Genomic DNA, 11,227 nt, shown 5'->3' on the forward strand with positions numbered 1-11,227 from the left:
CTTAGCCTGATTTTGGTCCGCAGATGCAAGGGTTCCGATGACAATTTTGCCATACACTCCCCCCTGGCGGGCGCTCGGATCAATTCGCGCTCTCGCGGTTGTCGGCATGGTGCTGGGGCTTCTGGCCATCATCGGCGCGCTGGCCCTGGATGTGCGCAACCGGCTGGACGAACTGGATCTGGCCGACAGTGACAACGGCCAATGGGTCATGATGCAGACCGAGGTAGAGGTGTTGCGCCTGCAAAGCACGCTGGTCAGGGCGCGCGCGGGGCAAGCCAGCCCGAATGAAGTGCGGCGCTGGTTCAATGTGATGTACAGCCGCCTGCGCATGCTGGAACAAAGTCCGCTTTACGCAGGCTTCATCCAGCAGCCCGAAAACCTGAGCCGGCTGAAAGCGATGCAGGCCTATGCAGACAGATGGGTCAGCGCGATTGACGCTTCAGACGCCGTCCTTGCCGCCGCCCTGCCGGACATGGAAGCGCAAAGCGCCGAAGTTCAGCGGCTGACACGGGATCTGTCGCTGGACTCATTGCTGATGTTTTCGGTAAATACGGATGAATCGCGCGCCAGTGTGAGACGCACCCTGACGCTGCTGGCCACAGCCATCGCAGCCACCATCCTGCTGCTGGTCTTGCTGGCTGGCATGGCCAGCCGCCTGTTCCGGGTCACACAGCGGCAGGCGCGTGAAAATCAGATTGCCGGAGAGCGGCTGCAGCTGATCATCGCCACCTCGCCCGATGCCATTGTGGTAACCAACCGCGGCGGCTGGGTGGTAGAGTTCAACCCGGTGGCCGAGGCGATGTTCGGCCTGTCGCGGAACCAGGTTCTGGGCCGGCAGATTGTGCCCATTCTGTTTTCGCCGCAGACGCAGGAAGATTATCAGGCACGGCTGCGCGACATTATCTCTGCTGCCGTCAGGTCCGGCCCCCAGCGCTTTGAAATCACCGGCCGCCGCGCGGATGGACGGGCGATCCCGCTGGAGGCGTCGCTTGCGATCCGCGATCTGAACCGGGGCGCACTGATCGTCACTTTTCTGCGCGACATTTCGCAGCGTCAGGCCGACCGGCTGGCGCTGGAAGAAGCGCTGACGCGGGCCCGTGCCGGAGAAAAGGCCAAGGCCGATTTTCTGGCCGTGATGAGCCATGAGATGCGCACACCGCTGAACGGGCTGATCGGGTCGATGGAGCTGATGAATGACACCACGCTTGATGACAGCCAGCGTGAACTGCTGCGGATCATGGGTGTCTCGGGCGACATTCTGCTGGGCCATGTCGATTCCGTGCTGGACCTGTCACGCACCGCAGCCGGTCAGATCCGGCTGGCCGACACGCCCTTTGCGCTCGACCGGCTGATCGAGGATTGTCTTGCCAATCAGGCTGGTGTGGCCCGCGCGGGGGGCAACAGCCTGCAACATGTGCCGCTGTCGGGCCCTCTGGGAAACGTGCGGGGCGATCCGGGGCGGTTGCAGCAGATCTTGCTGAACCTGATCGGCAATGCGGTCAAATTCACCCGCAATGGCACCATCACCATAGAAACCGAACGCCTGCCCGGACGGACCGACAGCACCGGGCCGCAGATGACGGAAATCCGCGTCATCGATACCGGCATCGGCATCGCCCCCGCCGATCTGGGCCGGGTGTTCGACGATTTTGCCACCGTCGATTCCTCCTATGGCCGCGCGGCTGGCGGTACCGGGCTGGGGCTTGGCATCGCGCGACGGCTGGCACAGGCGATGGGGGGCAGCATCGGCGTTGAAAGCAACCCCGGCGAAGGCAGTCTGTTCTGGCTGCGCCTGCCGCTGCCAGCCGTCGCCCCGGCACCACCACTGGCAGACCTGCCGGTTCCAGCCCTGCGGCTCGCGCCCGCAAAGCAGGAACTGGATATTCTTCTGATCGAAGACAACAGCATCAACCGCTTTTTGCTGCGCCGCACCCTGAGTGACCTGAACCACCGGGTGACCGAGGCTGAAGACGGCATCGAAGGCGTCGCCATCGCAGCCCGGACCCGGTTCGATCTGATCATCACCGATATTTCGATGCCACGCCTTGACGGGATCGACGCGGCGCGGCGCATTCGCGGCGGTGGTGCGTCAATGCAGGCGCGGATCATCGCGCTGACCGCACATGCGCTGCCCGAAGATGTCGAGGCGTTCCGGCAGGCGGGGCTGGATGCCTGTCTCACCAAGCCCGTCACGCGTGAGGCGCTGCTGGCGCAGCTTTATGGCGACGCTGATCCGGCGGCGTTACCGACCCGCGACAAGTTGGAAAACACCGCCCTTGATGAACTGGCCGAGGCGTTGGGAAAGCCCGTCGCGGCCTCGCTGATCGACCGGATGGTGGCCGAAGGCGACGACACGCTGGCCCGGATCTGCGCGCACCCGGCACCGGATGCCGAAACCGCCCGGATCGCCCACCAACTGGCGGGCGGCTGCACAACCTTCGGCGCGATTGCGCTGCGCGATGCCTTGGCGGCATTGGAGCGGGCCATTGATGATGCCAACCGGGCAGAGGCAGCGCGGCTGATTGCAACGCTGCCGGCGCTCTGGGCCGACACAAGACAGGCGCTTGCCACGCGCAGTGGCTTACTGGTCGCCTGACCCACCGCGCAAAGCGCTGGCAATCAGTCCGGGCACCCGCGCATCGCGCCCCAGCGCGGGCAGCACCCGGCCGGTGAACCCGGCCTCGGCCAAGGCGGCGGGCAGATCATCGGTGACGTGTTCCCCTTCTGCGGCAAAGAACGGCAGGCAGACCGCGTCGGCGGGGAATCCGCTCACCTCGGCCAGTCGGGGGTGCTGGTCGATAAAGGCGGCATCACACCGGGCCAGCAGCAGACCCTCTTTCAGCCGCCCGGCGACCGCATTGGCCACATCCGACGGGGCCGAACTGCGGCCCGAGCCATGGGCGGCAAGCAACACCTCTCCGCCCGGCGGCACCCCGGCTTCGTGCAGCACGCGCAGCGCAAGGTTCTGCACGTCAAGGTCAAGCCCGAAGGGCGGCAGGCAGCGCCACCGCGCACAACCCGCCGCCCCGCCGCAGCCGTCCCGGTCACAGGGGCCGGCCTCAAACAAGGCCGCACGGCAGGCTTTGGCCAGACGTTCGGGCAGATGCTGGCGGGTGAACCAGCCATCGGCCATGAACATCGGGTAGACCAGTCCGCCGTCGCCGCCTGCCCGCGCCAAGGCCGCCGTCAGCCTGCCCTCGGCGGCCAGTGTCGCCGACTCTACCTGCCAGCCGGGCAGGTGCGCCGCCACATCAGCGGCCAGCGCGGCAAGCGCCGCCTCGGCAGGTTCCGGGTCAGAGGGTTGGCCATGGGCCACGATCAGGGCGGTTTGTGTCATATACTGGATTTAGGGGCGCGATACGGCGCGACAAGGGGGTTAACGCGGTGGGGGTCACAGGGGCGCGACGTCACAGCTCATACGGCCATGTCGCCTGCGAAAACACCCCGCCATCGACCCAGATTGTCTGGCCGGTGACAAAGCTGGCGGCATCCGAGCACAAAAACAGCAAGGGGCCCGTCAGATCTTCGGGCGTGCCCACCCGGCGCAGCGGGGTGACCTTTGACCATGTGCCTGCGTAATCGCCCGCCTCTGCCGCCGTGCGGTCGGTGGCAATGGCGCCCGGCGCAATGCAGTTGACGCGGATACCATGCGGCCCCAGCTCCACCGCCGCCGATTTCGTGAACTGTTCGATCCCGCCCTTGCTGGCGGTGTAATCCACCAGTTTCGGGAAGGCGAGCTTGTTGCAACCAGACCCAAGGTTCACGATGCTGCCCCCCTTGCCCGCCGCCACCATGGCGCGGCCCGCGGCTTGAGTGTTCAGAAACGTGCCGCGCAGATTGGTGTGCATCACCGCATCCCACTGATCGGCCCGCAGGTCCAGCAGGCCTGCCCAGGTCTGAATGCCCGCGTTGTTCACCATCACATCGGGCGCGTCGCCCGCCCAATCGGCGGCCTCGGCATGCAGGCGTTGCACGGCACCTTCGTCGCCGGCATCCGCTTCCCACGCCCGGGCGCGGCGGCCAAGGCCCTGCACCTGCCCCACCAGATCGGCGGCGGCGGCCTCTGCGCCCAGATGGGTGAAGGCCACATCATACCCGGCCCCGGCAAGCGCCGTGACCAGCCTGCGTCCGATGGCCGATGGCCCTGCTGTAACAATGGCAAACATGGTGATTCCTCCGCTTGCCCCATGCTTCGCGCGCGAAACATCTGGCGGCAAGGGGTCAACTGGCCCGATCAGGTAGCCGGGCGGCGGATCAGCGGGGCCGCGTCGATGACCAAGGGCCGCAGACCCGCGCCGCCCGCATCCAGCATCTCGAACAGCTGGCGCCGCATACGGGGTTCCCAGAAATCATTGATATGGCTGGCAAGACCTTCGCGCCCTTCGGCGTGGGGCTTGCTTTCCATGAACTTTGCGATCTGGTTGGCCATCACGATCAACTTGGCCTGCGGATTGTGGTCACGCGGCGCGTCGTTGGAAAACGCTGCAGTGGTTTCAAGCGACATCAGCCACCTCCTGACCCCCGCGCAAACGGCGGGGGTGCGTGTAACAGTCAAACCTATCGGGGCGCGCATTTGCAATAAGCGTCAGCCCCGCCGCTTCGGCCATCGTCACCGCTGCCGCTGTCGGGGCCGACACCGCGATCAGCACCGGAAAGCCCGCCGTGCAGGCCTTTTGCACCAGATCAATTGACACGCGGCTGGTCAGGATCAGCGCAGCGCGGTCGGCGGGCTGCGTCATCGCGCCGACCAGCTTGTCGACCGCATTGTGCCGCCCCACATCCTCGCGCGACAGCGCGATGCCGTCAGCGGTCCACAGCGCCGCGCAATGCGCAGCGCGGGTGATGTCGTGCAGCGGCTGGTGCTGCGGCAGGTCTGCCACCGCCGCCATCACCTGCGCGGGCGTCATCCGCAGCGCGCCCTGCACCTGTGGTGCATCACGCACCGCCTCTTCCAGAGAGTCCAGCCCGCACAACCCGCAGCCCACCGGCCCCGCCATGCTGCGCCGCCGCTGCGCCTGACGCGCGGCTGCCCCTTCGGTCAGCCAGATCTGCAGATCAACCCCCAGCGGGGTTTCCACTGCGTCAATCCGCTCAATCTCTTCCAGCGTCGCGATGCCTTCGGCCAACGTGAACCCACGCGCGAAATCGGTCAGGTCGGCGGGCGTCGCCATCATCACCGCATGGGTCGACCCGTTGTAGGACAGCGCCACCGCCACTTCCGCAGGCAAAACCCGCTGGCTTTGCCGCCCGACCCCGCCCGGGAAGGACAGCCGCGCAAAGGGTGCATGGGACTGCATCATTCCGCCGCTGGCAGAATGCGCCGGGCAAGTGCTGCCTGCTCGGCATAGTCTTCCTGCCATTCCGATGGGCCGTTGGAGGGGCTGACCTGCACCGCTGTTACCTTGTATTCCGGGCAATTGGTCGCCCAGTCGCTGAAATCGGTGGTGATGACATTGGCCTGCGTTTCGGGGTGGTGAAAGGTGGTATAGACCACGCCCGGCGACACCTTGTCGGTGATCTCGGCCCGCAGCGTCGTGACACCCGAGCGTGAGGCCAGCCGCACCCAATCCCCTTCGCGGATGCCGCGCACCTCGGCGTCATGCGGGTGCACTTCCAGCACATCCTCGGCATGCCAGACCACATTCGCCGTGCGCCGGGTCTGCGCCCCGACGTTGTACTGCGACAGAATACGCCCGGTGGTCAACAGCAGCGGAAAGCGCGGGCCGGTTTTCTCATCCGTGGCCACGTATTCGGTGCGGATAAACCGCCCCTTGCCGCGCACAAAGCCATCGACATGCATCAAGGGCGTGCCTTCGGGGTTGGCCCCATTGCAGGGCCACTGCACAGACCCAAGCGTTTCCAGCCGCTCATAGCTGACCCCGGCAAAGCTGGGCGTGGTCAGGGCGATTTCATCCATGATCTGGCTCGGGTGAGTGTAGCCCCAGCTGGCACCCATGGCGTTTGCGAACAGCTGCGTCACCTCCCAGTCGGCATAACCCTGCTTTGGGGCCATCACCTTGCGCACGCGGTTGATGCGGCGTTCGGCGTTGGTGAAGGTGCCGTCTTTTTCCAGAAAGGACGATCCGGGAAAGAACACATGCGCGTAGTTCGCGGTTTCATTCAGGAACAGGTCGTGCACGATCACACACTCCATCGCCGCCAGCCCCGCCGCGACGTGCTTGGTGTCGGGGTCCGATTGCAGGATGTCTTCGCCCTGACAATACAGCCCCTTGAACGTGCCCTCGACCGCTGCATCCAGCATGTTGGGAATGCGCAGGCCGGGTTCATTGTCGATCTGCACCCCCCAGACCCGTTCAAACACCGCGCGGGCGTCATCCAGCTTCACATGGCGATAACCCGGCAATTCGTGCGGGAATGACCCCATGTCGCACGATCCCTGCACGTTGTTCTGGCCGCGCAGCGGGTTCACGCCCACACCGGGCCGCCCGATATTGCCGGTCAGCATGGCAAGGTTGGCAATGGCGATCACGGTGGTCGATCCTTGGGAATGCTCCGTCACGCCCAGCCCATAGTAAATCGCCCCATTGCCGCCCCTGGCAAACAGCCGCGCCGCCGCCCGCACCTCTGCCGCCGACACGCCTGTCAGCAATTCCACCGCTTCGGGGGCGTGATGCGGGGCCGCAATGAAGTCTGCATAGTCCTGAAAAGCATCCCAATCGCAGCGGTCACGGATAAACGCCTCATCCATCAGCCCTTCGGTCACAATCACATGCGCCATGGCCGAGACGATGGCGACATTCGTACCGGGCTTGAGCGCAAGGTGGTGGTCGGCCTTGTAATGCGCGCCCTCCACCATCTCGGTCCGGCGCGGGTCAATCACGATCAGCTTCGCGCCTTGGCGCAGGCGTTTCTTCAACCGGCTGGCAAAGACCGGGTGGCCGTTCACCGGATTTGCCCCGATCACGATCACCACATCGGTTTCTTCAACCGAGTCGAAATCCTGCGTCCCCGCGCTGGTTCCAAAGGTCTGGCCCAGCCCATAGCCGGTGGGGGAATGGCATACCCGCGCGCAGGTGTCGGTGTTGTTGTTCAGAAACACCGCCCGGGTCAGCTTCTGCACCAGATAGGCTTCTTCATTGGTGCAGCGGCTGGAGGTGATCACCCCCACCGATTGCCGCCCATACTGTTCCTGAAGGCCCTTCATCCGGTTGGCGGCAAATTCCATCGCCTCTTCCCACGACACTTCCCGCCAAGGGTCAGTGATTGCCTCGCGGATCATCGGTGACAGGATGCGGTCCTTGTGGCTGGCATAGCCATAGGCAAAGCGGCCCTTCACACAGGAATGACCCCGGTTGGCCTTGCCATGTTTATAGGGCACCATGCGCACCAGCTCATCCCCGCGCATCTCGGCCTTGAAGCTGCACCCCACCCCGCAATAGGCGCAGGTGGTGATGACCGACCGTTCCGGCGTGCCGATGTCGATGATCGAGTTTTCCTGCAAGGTCGCGGTCGGGCAGGCCTGCACGCAGGCCCCGCAGGACACGCAATCAGAGGTCAGCGCGGTGTCAGTCTTGGCCCCGAAAGACACCCGGCTGTCAAACCCGCGCCCTTCGATGGTCAGGGCAAAGGTGCCCTGCACCTCTTCACAGGCGCGCACGCAGCGGCTGCAGACGATGCATTTGGCGGGGTCATAGGTGAAATAGGGGTTGGAATCATCCTTTGGGTTCCACTGCGGATTGGCCTCACCGCTGGTGTTTTTCGGCTTGAAATGCGTATCCACAGCCTCATACCGCACATCGCGCAGGCCCACGGCCCCCGCCATATCCTGCAACTCACAGTCGCCATTGGCCGAACAGGTCAGACAATCCAGCGGATGGTCGCTGATATACAGCTCCATCACTCCGCGCCGCAGTTTTTTCAGCCGGGCATTCTGGGTGGAAACCTTCAGCCCCGCCGCCACCGGCGTAGTGCAGCTGGCCGGCGTGCCATTGCGGCCCTCTATCTCGACCAGGCACAACCGGCAGGACCCGAAGGCATCCACCGAATCCGTCGCGCACAGCTTTGGCACCGAAATCCCCGCCTCCGCCGCAGCCCGCATGATGCTGGTGCCTTCCGGAACCGTCACATCAAAGCCGTCAATCGTCAGCGTGACCATCACCTTCGACTTCGCCGCAGGCGTGCCGAAATCGCGGTCCGGGATGATGAAATCCTTCATTCGGCAGCCTCTCTTGCGCGGGCAAAATCATCCGGAAAATGGGTCAGCGCCGACAGCACCGGATAGGGCGTAAAGCCCCCCAGCGCGCACAAAGACCCGGCTTTCATCGTGTCGCACAGATCATGCAGCAGCGGGATAGCTGCCGCGTCGCCCTGCGCGATCCGGTCCACCGTTTCCACCCCGCGCACCGCGCCAATCCGGCACGGCGTGCACTTGCCGCAGGATTCGATCGCACAAAACTCCATCGCAAACCGTGCCTGCGCCAGCATGTCGGCACTGTCATCAAACACCACAATCCCGGCATGGCCGATCAGCCCGCCCTGCCCGGCATAATCCTCATAGCCAAACGGCACATCGAACAGTGCCCGCGGGAAATAGGCCCCCAGCGGCCCGCCGACCTGCACCGCCTTGACCGGACGGCCAGTGGCGGTGCCGCCCGCCAACCCGTCCACAATCTCTCCCAAAGACAGGCCAAAGGCTGCCTCGAACAACCCGCCCTGCGCCACATTCCCGGCAATCTGCAACGGAATCGTCCCGCGTGATCGCCCGATGCCATGCGCGGCATAATCCGCCGCCCCGCGCTCAAAGATCACCGGGATGGTCGCCAGTGAAATCACGTTGTTCACCACGGTCGGCTTGCCCATAAAGCCTTCCAGCGCCGGCAGCGGCGGCTTGGCCCGCACCACCCCACGCTTGCCTTCAAGGCTGTTCAGCAGGCTGGTCTCCTCGCCGCAGACATAGGCCCCGGCCCCGACCCGCACCTCGATATCTAAGGCCAGCCCCGAGCCCATGACCGAACCACCCAGCATCCCCGCCGCCCGCGCCGCCAGAATCCCCCGGTTCATCATCGCAATCGCATCGGGATACTCGCTGCGCAGATAGACGAACCCCTTGGTCGCGCCCACCGTGATCCCGGCAATCACCATGCCTTCTATCAGCGACAGCGGATCGCCTTCGATGATCATGCGGTCAGCAAAGGTGCCGCTGTCGCCCTCATCCGCGTTGCACACGATGTATTTGCGGTCAGCCACCGCCCCCGCCACCGTGCGCCACTTGATGCCGGTGGGAAAGCCCGCCCCGCCCCGCCCGCGCAGGCCCGAGGCTGTGACCTCGGCCAAGCGCTCTTCACCGCTCATCGAAAGCGCGCGCATCAGCCCGGCAAACCCGCCATGCGCGCGGTAATCGTCAGCCGACAGTGGATCAATCACACCGCAGCGCGCGAATGTCAGCCGGGTCTGCGCCTTCATCCACGGCAGGTCTGCAACCGGCCCAAGCGCCAAAGGACCGCCATCAAATACCTGCCCCACCGCCTTTGGCACCATCGGGCCAAAGCCGATACGCCCATTCGGCGTCTCCACCTCGACCAGCGGCTCCAGCCAGACCATCCCCCGGCTGCCATTGCGCACGACGGTCAGGTCAATCCCGCGCCGCCCGGCCTCGGCCTGCAACGCCGTCACCACCTCATCCGCGCCAAGCGCACGGGCGGCGGCATCCAGGGGCACATAGATCTTCATGCCTGCCCCCCGGCCACAGCCGCCACAACCCGCGCCGCATCGGCCCGCCCGATCAGCCGGCCAGCCACCTGCGCCGCCGGTGCACAGGCGCACAGCCCCAGACAAAACACCGGCTCCAGCGTCACCGCGCCATCGGCGCTGGTGTCATGCCAGCCCAAGCCAAGCTGGGCCTGCACCTGGGCCGCAAGCTGGTCGCCGCCCATCGCCTGACACGCCTCGGCCCGGCACAGACGCACGACCGTCGCCCCGGCAGGCACCTCGCGGAAATCGTGGTAAAAGCTGACAACCCCGTGCAATTCCGCCCGCGTCACCCCCGCACCTGCGGCGAGCGCAGGCATCGCGGCCTGCGGCACATGGCCAAACTCGGCCTGCACGGCATGCAGCATCGGCAAAAGCGCACCTTCAACACCCTGATGCGCCTGCACAATTTCTGCTGTGCGTGTCAGGATGGCGTGATCGTCAGGCATGGCTGCTCCCGTGGCTCTGCTTTGCGCCGCATCCTAGCCAGCCTGACAGGCAAATCAATATCGATATACCGTCACATGATAGACAAATCCTATCAATCTGACCCCCCAGCCATCCGCCGCGCCGCCTCCATCAGCGCCTCGATCAGCGGCGTCGGCGGATCGCGTCGCGCCGCAATCAGCCCGACCAGATGCTCGGCCTCCGGCTCCACAATCGGCACCGCCCGCACCGCGCCCGATTGCGCGAACAGATCGGCCAGCGCTTTCGGCAGAACCGACACCCACTGCCCGGTGGCCACATGCGCCATCAGAGCAATCGTCGAATTGCTCTCGATCCCGGGCTCTGTGCGCACGCCAGCCTCGGCCAGATGCTGGGCCACGATGCGCCGGTTCTGCATGTCGCCGGTCAGCAGACACAGCGGCAAGCCCGCCAGATCGGCCCAGCGCAGCTGCGCCCGGTCCGCCATCACGGTGCCCGGCGCACAGATCAGCCGGTAGAACTCGGCATAAAGCGGCAGGCTCAGCACCCGCCCCAGCGGCTCGTTGTCCAGATAGGTGATGCCCGCATCCAGCTCCAGCCGCTCAATCCCGGTCAGGATCTCGGCACTGGTGCGTGACAGAATGGTCACCGATACCGCCGGATGGCGCCGTGTGAAGGGCACAGTCAGCTGCGCCACCATCGGCAAGGCGGTGGGGATCACCCCGATCCGCAGCTTACCCGCCAGCCCCTGCTTGGCAAAGCGCATCTCGTCGCGCAGTGCCCGCACCTCGGCCACAATCCCCTGCGCCCTTTCAAGCACATGCTGGCCCTCGGGCGTCAGCCCCTGATAGCGTGCGCCGCGAAACACCAGCTGCACGCCCAGCTGCTCTTCCAGCTGCTTGATCGCCGCCGAAAGCGAGGGCTGCGACACCCCGCACGCCTCTGCCGCACGCCCGAAATGCCGCGCGCGGGCCAGCGCAATGAACATCTCCAGCTTGTCGATCAACGGCCAACCGCCCCGGCTTGCAGCTTTCCCAAATACTCCCGCCGGAGGCCCCGGCCTGCCCCGCGCGCAACGCCCGTCGCATGTCCG

The 11,227-nt window shown here is 65.4% G+C and carries 9 protein-coding genes; 1 reads left to right on the forward strand and 8 read right to left on the reverse strand.

What is annotated here, in order from left to right; genetic code table 11:
• The first annotated feature begins 37 nt into the window (after nt 1-37).
• Nucleotides 38-2,596: an ATP-binding protein gene (locus Q7J44_RS14865; RefSeq protein ID WP_304881175.1), complete on the forward strand. Its 2,559-nt coding sequence runs from the start codon at nt 38-40 to the stop codon at nt 2,594-2,596.
• On the opposite strand, the gene Q7J44_RS14870 is transcribed toward Q7J44_RS14865, so the two are convergent.
• The 8 genes from Q7J44_RS14870 to Q7J44_RS14905 form a co-directional block, all read right to left on the reverse strand.
• A complete protein-coding gene (locus Q7J44_RS14870) occupies nt 2,582-3,337 on the reverse strand; it encodes a cobalamin biosynthesis protein CbiX (RefSeq protein WP_304881176.1) in 756 nt (251 codons plus the stop codon). The genes Q7J44_RS14865 and Q7J44_RS14870 overlap by 15 nt on opposite strands.
• A 70-nt stretch (nt 3,338-3,407) precedes the next feature.
• Complete coding sequence (locus Q7J44_RS14875; protein WP_304881178.1) at nt 3,408-4,166, reverse strand: SDR family NAD(P)-dependent oxidoreductase; 759 nt, start codon at nt 4,164-4,166, stop codon at nt 3,408-3,410.
• A 68-nt stretch (nt 4,167-4,234) separates the two neighbouring features.
• Nucleotides 4,235-4,429 carry a formate dehydrogenase subunit delta gene (locus tag Q7J44_RS14880; RefSeq protein ID WP_304881278.1) on the reverse strand — a complete coding sequence of 65 codons (195 nt, stop codon included), beginning with the start codon at nt 4,427-4,429 and terminating at the stop codon, nt 4,235-4,237.
• A gap of 64 nt (nt 4,430-4,493) precedes the next feature.
• Nucleotides 4,494-5,300 carry a formate dehydrogenase accessory sulfurtransferase FdhD gene (gene fdhD / locus Q7J44_RS14885; RefSeq protein ID WP_370693014.1) on the reverse strand — a complete coding sequence of 269 codons (807 nt, stop codon included), beginning with the start codon at nt 5,298-5,300 and terminating at the stop codon, nt 4,494-4,496.
• The gene (gene fdhF / locus Q7J44_RS14890; protein WP_304881181.1) at nt 5,297-8,176 is read right to left on the reverse strand and encodes a formate dehydrogenase subunit alpha; all 2,880 of its coding nucleotides are present in this window, start codon (nt 8,174-8,176) and stop codon (nt 5,297-5,299) included. The genes fdhD and fdhF overlap by 4 nt, the downstream gene beginning before the upstream one ends.
• Nucleotides 8,173-9,690 carry an NADH-quinone oxidoreductase subunit NuoF gene (locus Q7J44_RS14895; protein WP_304881183.1) on the reverse strand — a complete coding sequence of 506 codons (1,518 nt, stop codon included), beginning with the start codon at nt 9,688-9,690 and terminating at the stop codon, nt 8,173-8,175. Before Q7J44_RS14895 ends, fdhF begins: the two co-directional genes overlap by 4 nt.
• A complete protein-coding gene (locus Q7J44_RS14900; protein ID WP_304881185.1) occupies nt 9,687-10,157 on the reverse strand; it encodes a formate dehydrogenase subunit gamma in 471 nt (156 codons plus the stop codon). The genes Q7J44_RS14895 and Q7J44_RS14900 overlap by 4 nt, the downstream gene beginning before the upstream one ends.
• A 92-nt stretch (nt 10,158-10,249) precedes the next feature.
• Nucleotides 10,250-11,140: a LysR family transcriptional regulator gene (locus tag Q7J44_RS14905; RefSeq protein ID WP_304881187.1), complete on the reverse strand. Its 891-nt coding sequence runs from the start codon at nt 11,138-11,140 to the stop codon at nt 10,250-10,252.
• Between the last annotated feature and the right edge of the window lie 87 nt (nt 11,141-11,227).

The organism is Pseudotabrizicola sp., assembly GCF_030656345.1.
In the GTDB taxonomy this organism is placed as follows: domain Bacteria; phylum Pseudomonadota; class Alphaproteobacteria; order Rhodobacterales; family Rhodobacteraceae; genus Pseudotabrizicola.

Coding starts and splice junctions, on each gene's coding strand:
- Q7J44_RS14865 (WP_304881175.1), top strand. CDS start 38: ATGACAATTTTGCCATACACTCCCCCCTGGCGGGCGCTCGGATCAATT.
- Q7J44_RS14870 (WP_304881176.1), bottom strand. CDS start 3,337: ATGACACAAACCGCCCTGATCGTGGCCCATGGCCAACCCTCTGACCCG.
- Q7J44_RS14875 (WP_304881178.1), bottom strand. CDS start 4,166: ATGTTTGCCATTGTTACAGCAGGGCCATCGGCCATCGGACGCAGGCTG.
- Q7J44_RS14880 (WP_304881278.1), bottom strand. CDS start 4,429: ATGGCCAACCAGATCGCAAAGTTCATGGAAAGCAAGCCCCACGCCGAA.
- fdhD (WP_370693014.1), bottom strand. CDS start 5,300: ATGATGCAGTCCCATGCACCCTTTGCGCGGCTGTCCTTCCCGGGCGGG.
- fdhF (WP_304881181.1), bottom strand. CDS start 8,176: ATGAAGGATTTCATCATCCCGGACCGCGATTTCGGCACGCCTGCGGCG.
- Q7J44_RS14895 (WP_304881183.1), bottom strand. CDS start 9,690: ATGAAGATCTATGTGCCCCTGGATGCCGCCGCCCGTGCGCTTGGCGCG.
- Q7J44_RS14900 (WP_304881185.1), bottom strand. CDS start 10,157: ATGCCTGACGATCACGCCATCCTGACACGCACAGCAGAAATTGTGCAG.